Here is a 17,084-nt window from a genome sequence, read left to right as displayed (position 1 = left end):
GTTAAAAAAGCATCTGATGAATTAGACGCTGCAGATGCTGCATTAAAAACCAATGCACAACAAGAGTTTGAAGATTCGTTAGCAACTGAAGTGGATCTACTTGCGCTTGAGACGAAGGCGAAAGACCTTCAGACTAAACTTAATGAAAATGCAAAGTTAGAAGAGTCAGCAAGATATACTGATGAAACACGTGATGCACTTCAAAAAGAAATTAATGAAGCTTTACAACTCGTTGCTGATGGTCGTGATCCATCGAAAAATGTAACTAAAGAAGAAGTTGAAAAAGCATCTGATGAATTAGACGCTGCGAATGCTGCATTAAAAACCAATGCACAACAAGAGTTTGAAGATTCATTAGCAACAGAAGCGGATCTACTTGCGCTTGAAACGAAAGCAAATGAACTTCAAAAGAAACTTGATGACAATGCAGAGTTGGAAGAGTCAGCAAGATATACTGATGAAACACGTGACGCACTTCAACAAGAAATTAATGAAGCTTTACAACTCGTTGCTGATGGTCGTAATCCATCAAAAAATGTAACTAAAGGTGAAGTTCTAACCGCAATTGAAGAGCTTAATGCTGCAGAACAAGCTTTAGAAATTAATGGGTTACCGCAAGAAATAGTACTTCCTGCGGATAACTCAGTTAATTTCATTCCTGAAGTGATTAACCCGACTACTAAATTACCTTCAGCAGAACAACAACTTGAAGACAAAACTGCATTTGCGGTAGCAAGTGTTGGTTTGGGTGCGGTGCTCGAAGCTAATGTTTTAACTGAAGTTCTTCAAAATTCATTAACAGTAGATGTTGCTGATGGGACAGTTCGCAACTTAACATTGAAATCACAATCAGGTGGTGTTTCGATCGTCTCGATGTACGATCTTAAAATTTATCAATTTGATGAAGAAACTGGTCAATACAAAGAGTACATGACTGAGAAACAATGGTTGAAAGCTTATTTACTGGCTGGTGTTTCTGAAGAATTGAACGTGAGCCTTCCTGAAGGTAAATATATTGTATTCTTAACACCTTCTGTTGGGGTAACAGTATTAAGTGGTTATACATTGAAGGTATTGAATGACATTATTCTGGATTATAATGAAGTTGTGTCAGTCGATGGCGAAGCAACTGGTAATGTAATCACAGATGCAGATGCTGTTGATGGTCAGGATGTACTGCCAACTGGTACGATTGTAGAGTCAGTTATGGCTGGTTCTAATGCAGCAATTACGTTGAATAGTAATTCTGAAACCGCGATCGAAGGTAAATTTGGTACGTTATTTATTAATCAAGACGGAAGCTATCGTTACGAGATTAATGAAGACTTTAAAGGTCCATTCGGGCAAGTAGATGAGTTTACCTATTACGTTAAAACAGAACTAGGTAATACAGCTTCTGCAAAGCTTAATATATCGATTGATAATAAAGTTGTTGAGGTAAAACAATCAGAAATCAACGACACTGTTATCATCAATCCACTTCCTGAAATTAAAGATATCACTGGTGAAGTGCCTAAATTAAAAAATGTCAAAGTTCTAGATGTAAGTTTGTTAGATCCAGTTATTAAAGCTGGTGCAGTTGATTTATCTTCGTTCATGAATTTCACAGTGAATGAAAATAATGTTCGTGAAATGACTTTCCAAGGCGATGGCGGCGGTGTAAGTTTAACTTCATACTCTTTATTTATTTATAAATTCAATGCTGATACCAATGAATATGTCCAAGTTCACAGCATAAATAACTGGTACACAGTAATTTTAGGTGGTAAATCTAAGGAAGTTACACTTAAATTTACAGAGGGTGACTATTATGCAGTGACTGTTCCAACAGGACTTAATGTACTTGGTGGATCTGGTCTATATGTTAATAAAGACACACTTTATGATTATTCGACTGTTAAAACAGACAATGATTTTGTCGGTCAAACTTCAGGTCAGATTGAATTAGCTAATGGGTCAGAAATCATTATTGCTGGTAATACTCAGCTTGTTGAAGAATCAGAACTTCAAGGTGTCTATGGTAAATTAATTCTCAATAAGGATGGAACTTACCAATACTTCGTAAATAAACCTAGTGAAGGCACAAGCTTACCATATGGTGAAATCGAGACATTTACTTATGTCATTAAAGATCAGAATGGAAATAGTTCACTAGAAACGTTGACGATTAAAATTGATTTAGCTGTTGCGCAAGATGATTTTGAAGAATCTGAAATTGTAATGCAAAATAAATCAGAAACTATTGTAAATGATACAATTTTAGATATTGGTCTGGCTCAACGTACTATCGATGCTAAATTTGCAATAGCTGAAAACTCAGTCAGTACAGTTGCAATTTCTTTTGAAAGTACACTATCTTTAACTTCATCACGCAGTATTAGTTACACAGTGAAAAATGCAGCTGGCACTGTAGTTAAGACCGGTGAATTAAATGCTGTTACTGGAAAAGTATTACAGTTAAATGATCTTCCGGCTGGCGTATATACTGTACAAGCTAGTCTTGTTAATCCTGGACTTGCTTATTTCAAAGACTCTACAATTACGTTTAATACAACATACTTGAATGAATTTACTCCAGTTGCTTTAGAACCAGTTATTGGAAACGTTTCTAATAATGATGACGGTTTAAATTCTATTAGTTCTTATACTATTAATGGATTAACGACGTCGACTTATAGTGGTAATCCTAGTGTAACTGTCGAAGGTAAATTTGGTACTCTTGTTTTCAATAATGATGGTAGCTATACGTATACACCATCAGGAAAAGGATTTGGTAAAGAAGAATTTAGCTATACTGTTTCGACAGTTGGTGGAACGACTTCAACAGCTACTTTAAGTTTTGATGTAAACAAATCATTTACAAGTTCGAAATTTAATGACGCATTCACTGGAAGCGATATCGCGGATAAATTAATCTTCAACTTACTTGATGAAGCCGATGCAACGGGTGGAAATGGTTTTGATACGTGGTCAGATTTTGAAGCAGGTGTCGATGTAATTGATGTATCTCAACTATTTGTTGATGCTAAGACTTCAACTACATTCTCAACAGATTCGACTGATCAAGTTGCGGATATCTTAAGTAAATATATCACTGTTAAAGATTCTGTAATTTCAATCGATCGCGATGGTGAAGGTACACAATTTGAAGCTACTCAATTGCTGAATATTGGTCCTCAAAATGTAGATCTGACTTTGGAGCAGTTACTTCAAAACGGTCAAATCATTTATTAATTCTTTAAAAACGCATACTTCGGTATGCGTTTTACAAAAAAAGGCGAAACATTGTTTCGCCTTTTTTATGCCAATTTAATCTTTTATTTCAGGAGGAAATCCATCATCAGTTAAAACTTCAGCGATTTTTTTAAAGTCATATGTTGTTTGAATATCCACAATTTTATTTGCAACATTTACATTCACGCTAGCATTAGGATCAAGTGACAGTACAGATGCAGTGACACCTTTAGCACAACCCGAACAACTAATATTTTCAATAAATAATTTCATAATAACCTCTTGCATTAGTTAACATTTATCACTGTCAAGATTGAATATGTTCAATTTTATTCAGAATACTGCAGTTTGAACTCGAATCATTAGAGCACATCTGACTCGCAGCCTTTAATTTTAAAATCATTGATTGCATCGAATGAATTTGTTCTGTCAAAAAGTGGATATGTTGATCTGTAATTTTTTTCACATCAGCACTTTTTCTGTCAGGATTTTTCCAAAGCTCAACTAAACTTTTTATTTGATCGATCGAAAAACCAAGATCTTTAGCATGTTTAATAAAACTTAAAGTCGAAAGGTCTTGCTCTGTGTAAACACGATAACCGCTAGCGCTTCTGATCGGAACAGAAATGAGATCGATTTTTTCGTAATATCGAATCATTTTAGCAGTTAAGCCTGAACGTCGTGCTAATTCGCCAATATTCATGATCTTTCCTTTGTTTTAAGCTGCTAATTTAATTTCAAAGTTTTGAGTCTTAAGGCATTCGCTAATACAAATACCGAAGAAAGTGCCATTGCGATCGCAGCCAAAACAGGTGAGAGCAGGATACCAGTCAAGGGATAAAGGACGCCTGCAGCAATTGGAATCAAACAAATATTGTATAAAAAAGCCCAGAACAGATTTTGATGAATATTTCTAATGGTCATTTCGCTTAATTTGATGGCTTTAGATAAGTTATTCAATTTTGATGACATTAAAATAAGGTCAGCCGTTTCAATGGCTACATCTGTACCTGAACCTATCGCAATACCGACTTGAGCTTGCGCAAGTGCTGGAGCATCATTAATCCCATCACCAACAAAAGCAACATTTCCATATCGCGTTTGAAGGGTCTCAACGATGTTTAACTTTTCATGTGGTTTGACCTGTGCATAAACTGCATTGATATTAAGTTGATTCGCCACATATTGCGCTGCATTTTGATGATCGCCAGTAATCAAAGCAATGTGCTTGTCGTTCTTTTTAAGTTGAGTCATAACCTCATAGGCTTCAGGTCTCAATTGATCCGTGATTAAAATAATTGATGCAAGCTCACCATCGATGGAGACCGCGATGGGTGTTTGAGCTTCATCTAGTAATCTTTGATGTTGAGAAAGTGCATGAGAGATCTTAGCGTTTTCTAGAGTAATAAATTCTACAGATCCAATTTTAATATCCTGACCATTCAATTGTGCTTGAATGCCGAATCCTGAAATACTCTTAAATTCTGAAATTTCGATCATCTTTACATGATGATCGGATGCATATTGAACAATCGCTTTAGCAATTGGGTGCTCGGAATGATATTCAACAGATGCAACAGTTTGTAGAACCTGTTGATGTGTAAATGGTGCGAAAATCTCGATATCACTAATCGCAGGTTGACCTATTGTTAGGGTTCCAGTTTTATCAAATGCAAATGTTGAAATTTCTCGAAGTTTTTGAAGTGAAGTCGAATTTTTAAATAAAATTCCGTGTTCAGCAGCACGTCCCGTCGCAACCATAATCGACATTGGGGTTGCAAGACCCATCGCACAAGGGCATGCAATAATCAAAACAGAAACGGCGTTAATCAAAGCATAGCTGAGATTAGGTTCAGGTCCAAGCACAAACCAAGCGATGAAAGTAATCATCGAAATCAAGAGGATAACTGGAACAAACCATAAGGTGATTTTATCGACTAAAGATTGTATGGGGAGCTTTTGTGTCTGAGCATTTTCAACCAACTGAATAATTGAAGATAAAATACTACTTTCAGCAGTATGCTTGGTTTCAATGACAAGAAATCCATTTTGGTTGATGGTTCCCCCAACAACTTCTGAACCCATCAATTTGTGGATTGGAAAAGATTCTCCACTGATCATTGACTCATCTACAAAGCCTTCACCTGAAATAACCACGCCATCTACAGGAATTTTTTCACCAGGCCGAACTTCAACCTGCATACCGATTGTAATTTTATCAATCGGTATATCTTTAGTCTGGAGGTCAGATACTCTAACTCGCGCTGTTTTAGGTTGTAAGCCAATCAGATGTTGAATCGCTGCAGAAGTTCGACCTTTAGCTCGTGCTTCTAGATATTTGCCTAACAAAATAAATGTAATAATGAGTGTTGCAGGCTCGTAATAGACATGTACTGACTGTTGTGGCAATAAACTTGGAAAGAACGTAGCAACAATAGAATATAAATAGGCAGCTCCTGATCCTAAACTCACTAAAGAATTCATGTCAGGATGTAAATTTATCAGTGACTTGATACCTTGTGTGAAAAAATGCCGTCCAGGTATAAAAATAACTAAAGTCGCAAGAATAAATTGGAATAACCAACTCTGATTCTGACTGATGTAAGTACCTATAAGATGATGAAATGAAGGCAAGAGGTGCGAGCCCATTTCAATGATAAATATAGGTAAACTGAGTACAAGTGCGATAATAAAATGCTTGAGAATTTTTTTTGATTCAAGTTCGCGATTTGGAAGTGCTGTGATCGTTTGCTGTTCAAGTACAGCTTCAAACCCTGATCTTTCAATACGCTCAATAACTTGATCAACAGGAACTTGATAAAGTAGATCAATGCTTGCTATCTCAGTTGCCAAACTTACTTGTGCTGCTAATACACCTGGTATTTTTAGTAAAGAACGTTCAACTCGGCTCACACATGCAGCACAAGTCATGCCTAAAATTTTTAATTTTATTGTTGCCCATTTTTTAATTTTAAAACCTGTTTTATTTACGGCTTGAATGATTTGTTGATCTGTTACGTCTGTTGTTAACACAATTTGAGCTATTTCAGTGGCGAGGTTCACACTGGCATCTTGAATACCATCGACTTTTTTTAATGAGTTTTCAACTCGGCTTACACAAGCAGCACAGGTCATTCCTTCAATTTTGATTTGAATAGATTTAGTTGAAGTAGATGACATACTTAACTCCATATGCTGATTGAAATAAGGTCACGATCATTCTAAACCTTCCCATTGTGGTAAGGTCAATAAGATTTGTTTCTTGTTTCATCATTACTGATTGGAATCCAAATTAGGCGTATGTTCTTTCCTCACTTAAATTAAAAACAATATTCCAAAAATCCATTTAAATTGAATAAATTTTCTTAAATAAAAAATCATCAAAACAAATCAGAATAAAAAATAACCAACAAAAAGAATTATCGATATGATCTAAAGCATTCAATTTAATTGATTAACAATCTTCAAAATTTCAGATATTTATAAAAAATGGGTAATGATATGAATGATAAATTAAGTTTTGGTTTATTCGCGATTTTATTGAGTACCATGGCATTAAGTTCTAATGCGCACAGCGCAGATTATAAATGGAAGATAAGAGGTGCGATTAGCAATATTGATCCCACATCTTCTCCAGGTAGTATTTTTAATCAAACAGCACCCGTCACAATAGATGATGCTTGGGGAGTCACTGGCACGATCTCTTATTTTTATACACCAAATATTGCATTTGATGTATTAGTCGGTTTGCCACCAGAGCATAAAATTAATGTTGCTGGTAATGAAGTCGCAAAAACAAAACATTTACCTCCAATTTTCAGTGTGCAATATCACTTCTTACCCAATGAAAAGTTACAACCTTATGTGGGTCTGGGCTTAAATTATACCTATTTTTTTAATGACCGATTATATAGTGGTGATAAGTTCGATCTCTCAGATTCTTTTGGTTGGGCTGGTCAAATAGGCGTAGATTACCAATTTAACCCTCAATGGAGTGTTGGTGCTGATATCCGATATGCGGATATCAAAACTGATGTAAAAGTAAATGGAGAAAAGGTAGGAAGTGTGGACGTAGATCCAACGGTGTATAGTTTAAATATCGGATATAGATTCTAAATATTAGGGTTTAAAAAAAAGGAGTCAATGATAAGACTCCTTTTTTATAAATATCAATAACAACCTTCAATTAGCCATTGATGATCCCAGTAACACCAGTCACGATCATATCAATGGCAATCGTACCGATAAGCAATGCAGCAACACGACCCACGATATCTACATATAAGTCGATATAATTAGAATATTTATGCTGTAAATTATCATGCAAATATTTCATTAATATCAAAAGACTACAGGTTAAGAATAAGGTCATAAAGATGACTGTGATCGTCTGCCATAAACTTAATTGAATGCCAGTGATTACAGATGCAGAGATTGTTCCTGGACCGATCATAAAAGGCATGGCGATCGTACCAGCCAAATGGTTTGGTGCTCCACGCATGACCCCAATCGTATCAGCACCTTCAAATACATAACGGTATCCAATCACCAAGAAAATGATTCCACCAAAAATTTGGAAAGATTCAAATCGTGCATGAAGTACATCATTAAAGAAGGCTTCACCTGTTTTAGCAAAAATGACAAAAACCACAAAGCTAATCAAACTACCTTGGATCAGCGCCATATTAAAAACTTTTGCATCTGAATTTCGAATAATCCCAAGCATATAAATGCTCATTAAAAAGGGATTAAGCAACGAAAAAAATAGAGCAAAGGCGTTTAGACTTTCTGACATGGTCATTTTCCTTGTTTAGATGAGCTACTACTAACTAAATGTCACGATCAGGAAATTGTGGACGTTTACCTGGACTGATGCGGTTAATATGAAGGTACATCATATGACGTTCATATTTGTCCAAAATGTCGTTAATCACTTGTTCTTTGTTGTAACCGACCAAATCATTACCTTGCGAACCTTCAAATAAGTAACTTTCTAAACGATAGTAATAACGCTTTGTTCGTTTAGCACGGGTACTAAAGTTTGGGGTGTCATAACGAACGGGCCAAATCTCATATACGAAATTTTCTTCTTCATTCAAGTGAATAATCAGATCCAAATGATAAAGCTCAGCATTATCTTCAAGAGGCTTGGTATTCACATCGACTTTGACACCTTTGGATAAAAGTTCCTGTGCCACGGCATCCATTGCAGGTTTACACACATCATCTAACATTTTTAATGTTTGTTCATGGCTTGGATGAAGCATTACGCGACTGAGTCGCTTTTTCCAATTGAGAATATCCACATTGCCCACGACTGGCGCGGCATTTAAGCTAGTACTGGCTTGTCTGAAATCTTCCAATCTCAAGGATTTGTATAAACCCGCCATTACAAAGAATATGACAAAGCTAAAAGGCAGACCCATGATGATGGTTGTGTTCTGTAAGGCAGTAATACCATTTGCCATCAGCATCGCCAAGGTGAGTAAACCAATGGCTATAGCCCAAAATACGCTGAGCCATCTTGGAGAGTCATGCTCGATATTGGTGAATTTTGTCGTGAAATTACCCAAAACAAGAGCGCCTGAGTCTGCAGAAGTGACGTAAAATAATAATCCTGTAATTGTTGCGATACCTGCTAAGAAGGTAAAACCAGGATATTGTGCAAGTAGGTCATAGAAACCATGAGCTGGATTTTCTAAAACGGTTGTTGCAAGTTGTGCATTACCATCAAAAATTACATTGTGAAGTGCACTATTTCCAAAGATGGATAACCAAGTCAGTGTAAATAGTAGAGGAATAATCAACGTACCAAATACAAACTCACGAATGGTACGACCACGAGAAATTCGTGCTAAAAACAGACCGACAAATGGCGACCATGCAATCCACCAAGCCCAAAAGAAAAGCGTCCAACTGTTCATCCATTCTTTAGGTTGTTCGAATGGAAAACTCATTAAACTCAATTTCGGGAATTGACTGAGGTAATCACCTAAATTTTGGATTAAGCCTGCGAGTAAGAATTCAGTATTACCAATCAAAAGAATAAAGAGGAGTAATCCAATCGAGACATAGATATTGATTTCGGAAAGTACGCGAATCCCTTTATTCACACCTGCCGTTACTGAGATGACAGTAATAACCACTGCGATCCCGATTAGACCAGCTTGAATCCACAAATTTTCAGGTAGATCGAAGAGAACATGCAGACCATAATTGAGTTGTACGACACCAATACCACAGGTAGTTGCGATACCAAAAATCGTACCTAATACGGCAGCTGTATCTACGGTGTGACCTATAGGGCCGTTAATTTTTTTCCCAAAAATAGGGTAGAGAGCTGAACGGATCGTAAGGGGAAGGTTATAACGATAACTGAAGTAACCTAAGGCTACACCAACCAATGCATACATGCTCCAACCAGTTAAACCATAATGAAACAAGGTCCATACCATGGACTGACGTGCTGCTTCAAAGGTTTGTCCTTCACCCACAGGTGGGTTCATGTAATGCGATAAAGGTTCAGCCACGGAAAAGAACATGAGATCAATACCAATACCCGCAGAAAAGAGCATTGCAGACCAACTCAATAAACTAAATTCAGGCTTAGAGTGTTTAGGTCCTAATTTAATTTCGCCATATCGAGAGCATGCGATAAATACAATAAAGACAAAATAGAGTGTCGCAGCCAACAGGTAATACCAACTAAAGGTTCTGCTTACCCAATCGAGGGTTTGTGTAATGACGTTATTAGCAGCTTCATTAAACAAAATTGTGGTGATCGAAAACAAAAGTATCAATGATGCTGATACATAGAACACGACCTTATTCAAACTATCCTGCGTTTGATCATTTTTGTTATGCATAAATCAGTGACCATTCAATGAGTAATGAAATGATCTACAGCGCAGTTCGATTTATATCCTGATAGAAGCTTGCTTGATCCACAATTACAAACTTTTGCAAATACAAAACAAACTGAGCTGTACATCATGGAAGTAATAGCACTATAATTTTTATTAATTGAGCGTTCAATTAAAAAAACGTTTACTAATGTTACAGCGTTCTTATTGATAAACGCTGATTATAATCTCCTGTAGGTTTAGGTCATCTTATGCCAAAAGTTGGTATGCAACCCATTCGTCGTCAACAATTGATAGATGCCACTCTCTCCACTGTGAATGAGCTCGGTTTTGCTGATGCATCCATTCAACAGATCGCGCAAAGAGCAGGTGTCTCCACGGGTATTATTAGTCATTATTTTGGTGGCAAGAATGGATTGATTGAGGCAACCATGCGCTATTTATTACAGCAACTTGGAGAAAGTGTAAGGGATCTAAAATCAGAGGTTGGTCATTCTCCAGAAGACCGTTTAATGGCGATCGTTAAAGCGAATTTTGCAACTCCTCAGACCAATCAAGCCGCAATGAAGGTATGGCTCGCATTTTGGGCTATTAGTCTGCATCAACCCGATTTACACCGATTACAGCAAGTGAATCACTGTCGGCTACATTCAAATTTAAAACATGAGTTTTTAAAACGTTTAAGCCCCCTAAAAGCTGAGCAAGCAGCTCAAGGGTTGGCTGCATTAATTGATGGGTTCTGGTTAAGGGGCGCATTAACAAGAAGTGAGATTGATACTGATCTTTCTATCCGTCTTTGCCATGCCTTTATCCAGCAGCAACTTACACAATAATTTTTAATATTTACTATATCTGAGGCTAATCGTATGAATAAATTCCCATTACAACGTCCTTATATTCATGGACAATTCGTCGATGCTCAATCAGGTCATACTTTTGATTCGATTAATCCAGCCACGGGGCAAGTTCTCGCGACCATTCAAGCATGTTCTCAACAGGATGTGGATCAAGCTATTCTATCTGCCAAACAAGGACAGAAAGTTTGGGCTGAAATGACTTATATGCAGCGTTCAAGAATTTTAAATAAAGCTGTAGCTATTTTACGTGAAAGAAATGATGAACTTGCCACCATTGAGTCCTTAGATAGTGGTAAAGCATATAGTGAAACATCGACTGTAGATATCGTGACAGGGGCTGATGTACTCGAATACTACGCTGGAATTTTACCTGTACTCGAGGGTCAACAGATTCCTTTAAGAACAGATTCATTTGTCTATACACGCCATGAACCTTTGGGAATTGTAGCTGGTATAGGAGCATGGAATTATCCAATTCAAATTGCCTTATGGAAGTCAGCACCTGCTTTGGCGGCGGGGAATGCAATGATTTTCAAAGCCAGCGAGATTACCCCATTAACAGCCTTTAAATTGGCAGAAATTTATACCGAAGCTGGAGTGCCAGATGGGGTATTCAATGTTGTAACAGGGGGCGGTGATATTGGTGCCTATTTAAGCCAGCATGTAGATATTGCGAAAATTTCATTTACTGGTGGTGTGAGCACTGGAAAAAAAGTGATGGCTCAAGCTGCTGAATCGAGTCTTAAAGAAGTCACGATGGAGTTGGGTGGGAAGTCACCATTAATTATTTGTGAAGATGCTGATTTAGACTTAGCTGCAGATATTGCAATGATGGCAAATTTCTATAGTTCTGGACAGGTATGTACGAATGGGACACGAGTGTTTATTCCAGAATCATTACAACTAAAATTTGAAGAAAAGCTATTAGAACGTATTCCTTATATCCGCTTAGGTAATCCGCTCGATTCAGAAACAAATTTTGGACCAGTATCTAGCTTTGCGCATATGAATAAAATTTTGGCATTCATCGATTCTGCTAAAAGCGAGGGAGCACGTTTAGTGTGTGGTGGTTCTAGAGCAACAGATGATCATTTAAAAAATGGTGCTTTTGTACTGCCTACAATCTTCAGTGATTGTCGAGATGAGATGACCATTGTTCAAGAGGAAATCTTCGGTCCTGTGATGAGTATTTTGACATATACATCAGAAGAAGAAGTGATTCGTCGCGCTAATAATACTTCTTATGGATTGGCTGCTGGCGTGGTTACCCCTGATATTGTCAAAGCACATCGAATCATCCACCAAATTGAAGCAGGTATATGTTGGATCAATACGTGGGGTGAATCGCCAGCTGAAATGCCAGTCGGTGGCTATAAGCATTCTGGTGTAGGAAGAGAGAATGGTTTAACGACTTTACAACACTACACGCAAATCAAATCGGTACAAGTGGAATTAAGTCCATTTCAATCTGTATTTAAAGCCTAAGGAGAACACTATGACATATGATTACATTATCATAGGTGCAGGTTCTGCTGGGAATGTACTTGCAGCGAGACTCACCGAAGATCCAGATATTAAAGTTCTGCTCCTTGAAGCGGGTGGCCCTGACTACCGTTTAGATTTTAGAACTCAAATGCCTGCTGCTTTGGCTTATCCTTTACAAGGTCGACGTTATAATTGGGCATATTTGACCGATCCAGAACCACATATGAATAACCGCCGTATGGAATGTGGACGTGGTAAAGGTTTAGGTGGTTCATCATTAATTAACGGTATGTGTTATATCCGTGGGAATGCCATGGATTTAGAGCAATGGTCTCAAATAAAAGGACTCAGTCATTGGCGTTATGCTGAATGTTTACCTTACTATAAAAAAGCAGAGTCTAGAGATATTGGTGCAAATGAATATCACGGTGATCAAGGCCCAGTAAGTGTTGCTACGCCAAAGTCAGACAATAATGAGTTATTTCATGCAATGGTTGAAGCGGGTGTGCAAGCTGGATATCCACGTACGGATGATTTAAATGGATACCAACAAGAAGGCTTTGGTCCAATGGATCGTACGGTGACACCTCAAGGCAGACGTTCCAGTACCGCTCGTGGCTATTTAGATATGGCTAAAGGTCGTCAGAATTTAACGATTATTACGCATGCCACAACCAATCGAATCTTATTTGAAAAAAAACAAGCTATCGGTGTTGAATACATTCTTGGTCAAGATGTAACTAATTTACACAAGGTCTATGCTGAGCGAGAAGTATTGCTGTGCGCAGGTGCTATTGCATCGCCTCAAATTTTACAGCGCTCTGGGGTAGGAGCTAAGTCATTATTAGAGTCACTGGATGTAAAGGTTGTGCAAGATTTACCGGGAGTGGGTGAAAATCTGCAAGATCATTTAGAAATGTATCTTCAATACCAATGTAAGAAGCCCGTCAGTCTTTACCCTGCATTAAAATGGTATAACCAACCTAAAATTGGCGCTGAATGGCTGTTTTTGGGTAAAGGAATTGGTGCAAGCAATCAGTTTGAAGCAGGTGGATTCATTCGCTCTAGTGATGAGTTTGAGTGGCCGAATCTCCAGTATCACTTTTTACCAATTGCAATTAACTACAATGGTACCAATGCAATCAATGAACATGGTTTTCAAGCACATGTTGGATCTATGCGATCGCCGTCAAGAGGAAGAATTCGCTTAACCTCGAAAAATCCTTTTGAACATCCGAGCATTTTATTTAACTACATGAGCACTGAACAAGATTGGCGCGAATTCCGTGATGCAGTGAGAATTACACGAGAAATTATGCATCAGCCTGCATTAGATCAGTATCGAGGTAGAGAAATTAGTCCAGGTTCAGCATTAAAAACAGATCAGCAAATTGATGAATTTGTAAAAAATCATGCAGAAACAGCGTATCATCCTTCGTGTAGCTGTAAAATGGGTGAAGATGATTTAGCTGTTGTAGATGGTTACGGTCGTGTCCATGAAATAGATGGGTTGCGAGTGGTCGATGCTTCTATCATGCCGCTGATTATTACTGGTAATCTCAATGCAACGACGATCATGATGGCCGAGAAGATTGCTGATCACATTCGTAATCGACCTGCTTTAACCCCTTCAGATGCACCATTTTATCGTGCAGAAACTTCACCCTTATTTTCTTAATTATAAATTTTATGATGATTAAAACGACTCAAGCAGTGCTGTTGAGCACTGCTAGCTTTATTATTTTACCCAGTTATGCAAACTCTACGAATCAAGAAACAAATTCACCAATTCAATTTGATGGATATGTCACATTAACCTCCAAATACATTTCACGTGGTTTAACAAATGCACCAGAAAATGATGACCTCGCAATTCAAACAGGTCTAAACCTCAGTTATAACAACTTCTATGTCGGGTATTGGGGGTCTACATTAGGCTACTCTTATGCTGAACTTCAAGGTGATAAGCGCCGTAAAACTGATAAATTAGAGCACGACTTTATTGTCGGCTATAGTTTTGATACTGGTAGGACAAATTGGAATATTTGGAATGCCACTTATTTCTATCCGAACACGTCAAATACAACTTCCAATGAAATGGGGGTAACTGCCACACACCAATTCAATGATAAAAACTCTTTATCAACCAGTTTATCTGCATATACATATGATGTCGTGTATGCAAACCAAGGGGATACTTATCTAAACGTAATATATACCCACCAACTCAATGATAAATTATCTGCTACAGCAAGTGCTGCAGCGAGCTATTTTAATGATAATGGGAAATATGAAGGTCTAGAGCTCGGTGATACAAAACGAGAATTTGCTTATCGCTTCTCATCTATCGGGCTAGATTATGCCTTGACACCAGAACTCGGATTGATTGGACAATATATTTTTGGTGGTAAGAACCGCTATAACGAAAAACAGAAAAATTTAGGTGTAGTGGCTTTCACCTATAGTTTCTAATTTAAGAAAATCTTCAAATGCTTAGGCTTAAATTTTGAATACCAAAATAGCCTAAGCAAAAATGTAATTTTTAAATTAGACTCATCAATAAATAAAATATCGACATATCAAAGATTATTAGTAAAAAATTTATCAACTTAGTGTTTATTTAATGAGTGATAGAAGTAAAGCATTGACCAAAAATAGGTCATGAATATGACGAGGAGAGTAAAATTTTACGCAATTTTTTCACAAGAATTTATTTAGAAATAGTTCTTGTGAAAAAAGTTCACTAAGATTTTTTGATGTTACATAGATGACTATGCTCAAGTATTAACTGATTTCAGCCAAATTCATAAATCAACTAGATATCCTATAATTTATAATTCATGAAGGACAATGGATTAAAAAAATAGAACTATGAATGTTCATAATAAACATGAGGTTAGAATTTGATTCTCTCCAATATTAAAATAGGGCTTTTGATTTCTATCTTCAGAGATAAATAACTAAACGTCTAATCTCATTTATTAAGTTTTAATATTTTGAAGAATTTTGTTCTCATCATTAACGGCGCTATCGGAAAAATAGCAAAGATTTATGAAGAATATTTTTAATTGTTTTTATTTTATTGCTGTCATCAATATTACAAATATACCTTAGACAATATCTCCCTAAAATCATTGAACTTATTTCGCTTTTTGAGCCAGTATTAAGAATGCTTTTAACCTGAGTGAGCTGGCTTATCTATGAGTAAAATCTCTAATTTAGATATCTAATTTTACTAAAATTAGTACGAGTCACTCAAAGAAAGCAAAAAATTAAAATTTCAGCATTAAAATTCAGAGCTTTAAATACTAAAGCTCTGAAATTAATAAGTTAACGTGTAATTTTCCACGTTTGATATGAATTATTGCTTTGACATCCAATCATTTGTAGGCGTGCCATACTATTTGCACCATCAGCGGCATCAAGGCATAGACCTGTTTTTAAGTTGATATATTGGCTTGTATGGGGGCTATACATCCATCGTTGACTGCTATCATTATTGCACGGCGCAACTTTAACAAAATTATCTTTAACATCGCCCATCAAACAAGCATCCCGATGAGTTAAGTATAAACGATGTGTGTGATCCGTACTCAGACGTTGATTGCCGTTGTTGGGATCGCATGAATACAATCCCATTTGTTGACCACCATTCAAGCTATCTGCACAAAAACCTCGTGCAACATTTTTCAAAATGAAAGGTTTTTGCTGGGTGTAATTGGCATTATTCACAGTAGAAATGCAAGTAGAATCATCCGTGCAATGCGCTGATGCCGCTTGTACACAATTTCCATAAGTTTTAGTCGTTTGTGATTTAGACTTAATTGAAGAGTTTGCTATTGCAGAATAGGTGGCAGAAACAGATGTATGAACATCATTACAACTGTTATAGCCATAAATACCGTTGGGTTGTTGGTGCTGTCTGAAATTTTCGGTAAATGTAGCTAAACTATCAAAACCACCCCAGGTCTGAGGCACATTGATTTTTGCAATTTCAAGTTGTTTACCAGTACTCATGTCTTTAACAAAAGCTGAGACTGTACTGTCATTATTTTTCACAATCTTAAAATTATATTTCGTGCCTTCTTTCCATTCATAAGGTAAGTCACATTGAACGCCATCACCTTCATGATCAAATTGTCTGCAATACGCAGGGTATCCTGATTTCCAAGATGTCGTTTTCCAGATTGAGAAATTTAAATACTTCTCATCATTGCTTCGTTGCTGTAATCCAACATAACCGATATTTCCATTTTTTAATGAAAATTGATTGGCCCAAAATGTATTACCATCATTTCCTGGCTCATTGGTAATGATGATTTGATTTTCAAGTGTTGCAAAGCCGTTAGCCGGAATATTGTTCCAATGGTAGTCAGTAGAAACCATTCCGCCTGCAACCACGGCATACGTATTCGAAACTCCAAGTAACAGAGAAGTACTTAAAGTGGTACGAATAATAAGATTGATTAAATTCATTGTTATATACTCATATGATTATAAAAATTAAGACATAGATTCTTTAGTTTTACTTATGATTCTACAGTGATGAATACAATTTAGAATCACTATAAATAAATTTTATTAAAGTTTAACTAAACATTAAACATGTTGAAATGTTATAACATAACAATTATGATTTAGTTAC

Annotated in this window: 12 protein-coding genes; 6 read left to right on the top strand and 6 right to left on the bottom strand. The window is 36.8% G+C overall.

All coding sequences use genetic code 11. The features are described 5' to 3' along the window. On the top strand, window positions 1–3,234 hold a 3,234-nt coding region (locus AC1M9J_RS03840), incomplete at its 5' end, for a BapA/Bap/LapF family large adhesin (RefSeq protein WP_481951918.1). Between the two features lie 75 nt (window positions 3,235–3,309). On the opposite strand, the gene AC1M9J_RS03835 is transcribed toward AC1M9J_RS03840, so the two are convergent. The 3 genes from AC1M9J_RS03835 to AC1M9J_RS03825 are packed head-to-tail and all read right to left on the bottom strand — an operon-like array spanning window position 3,310 to window position 6,426. After that, window positions 3,310–3,507 carry a heavy-metal-associated domain-containing protein gene (locus AC1M9J_RS03835; protein WP_481951917.1) on the bottom strand — a complete coding sequence of 66 codons (198 nt, stop codon included), beginning with the start codon at window positions 3,505–3,507 and terminating at the stop codon, window positions 3,310–3,312. 34 nt (window positions 3,508–3,541) lie between these two features. After that, a complete protein-coding gene (gene cueR, locus AC1M9J_RS03830; RefSeq protein ID WP_481587935.1) occupies window positions 3,542–3,937 on the bottom strand; it encodes a Cu(I)-responsive transcriptional regulator in 396 nt (131 codons plus the stop codon). Window positions 3,938–3,960: 23 nt separating this feature from the next. Next, window positions 3,961–6,426: a heavy metal translocating P-type ATPase gene (locus AC1M9J_RS03825; RefSeq protein WP_481951916.1), complete on the bottom strand. Its 2,466-nt coding sequence runs from the start codon at window positions 6,424–6,426 to the stop codon at window positions 3,961–3,963. A 309-nt stretch (window positions 6,427–6,735) separates the two neighbouring features. Between AC1M9J_RS03825 and AC1M9J_RS03820 the strand changes: the two genes are divergently transcribed. Beyond that, window positions 6,736–7,350, top strand: coding sequence for an OmpW/AlkL family protein (locus AC1M9J_RS03820; RefSeq protein ID WP_481607322.1), 615 nt, complete (start codon window positions 6,736–6,738; stop codon window positions 7,348–7,350). 70 nt (window positions 7,351–7,420) lie between these two features. Here the strand turns inward: AC1M9J_RS03820 and AC1M9J_RS03815 are convergent, their stop codons facing one another. Continuing rightward, the gene (locus AC1M9J_RS03815; protein WP_035268656.1) at window positions 7,421–8,029 is read right to left on the bottom strand and encodes a MarC family protein; all 609 of its coding nucleotides are present in this window, start codon (window positions 8,027–8,029) and stop codon (window positions 7,421–7,423) included. 34 nt (window positions 8,030–8,063) lie between these two features. Continuing rightward, window positions 8,064–10,100 carry a choline transporter gene (locus tag AC1M9J_RS03810; RefSeq protein ID WP_035268654.1) on the bottom strand — a complete coding sequence of 679 codons (2,037 nt, stop codon included), beginning with the start codon at window positions 10,098–10,100 and terminating at the stop codon, window positions 8,064–8,066. Between the two features lie 248 nt (window positions 10,101–10,348). Between AC1M9J_RS03810 and betI the strand changes: the two genes are divergently transcribed. Genes betI through AC1M9J_RS03790 form a run of 4 tightly spaced genes read left to right on the top strand, consistent with a single transcriptional unit; the run spans window position 10,349 to window position 14,911 of the window. After that, window positions 10,349–10,930 (top strand): transcriptional regulator BetI, encoded by a 582-nt coding sequence (betI, locus tag AC1M9J_RS03805; protein ID WP_035268653.1) that lies wholly within the window; start codon window positions 10,349–10,351, stop codon window positions 10,928–10,930. Window positions 10,931–10,963: 33 nt separating this feature from the next. Beyond that, window positions 10,964–12,439 carry a betaine-aldehyde dehydrogenase gene (betB, locus tag AC1M9J_RS03800; RefSeq protein WP_481951915.1) on the top strand — a complete coding sequence of 492 codons (1,476 nt, stop codon included), beginning with the start codon at window positions 10,964–10,966 and terminating at the stop codon, window positions 12,437–12,439. Window positions 12,440–12,449: 10 nt separating this feature from the next. Continuing rightward, window positions 12,450–14,117 carry a choline dehydrogenase gene (gene betA, locus AC1M9J_RS03795; protein ID WP_481951914.1) on the top strand — a complete coding sequence of 556 codons (1,668 nt, stop codon included), beginning with the start codon at window positions 12,450–12,452 and terminating at the stop codon, window positions 14,115–14,117. A 14-nt stretch (window positions 14,118–14,131) separates the two neighbouring features. Continuing rightward, complete coding sequence (locus AC1M9J_RS03790) at window positions 14,132–14,911, top strand: TorF family putative porin (protein WP_481607505.1); 780 nt, start codon at window positions 14,132–14,134, stop codon at window positions 14,909–14,911. A gap of 858 nt (window positions 14,912–15,769) precedes the next feature. Here AC1M9J_RS03790 and AC1M9J_RS03785 read toward each other — a convergent pair. Then, entirely contained in the window at window positions 15,770–16,915 is a 1,146-nt protein-coding gene (locus AC1M9J_RS03785; protein ID WP_481951913.1) for an RICIN domain-containing protein, read from the bottom strand. Between the last annotated feature and the right edge of the window lie 169 nt (window positions 16,916–17,084).

The sequence above is a fragment of the Acinetobacter sp. ANC_7588 genome (assembly GCF_056783995.1).
The sequence above is the reverse complement of the archived record's forward strand: the minus strand, read 5'-3'. Positions and strand labels throughout refer to the sequence as shown.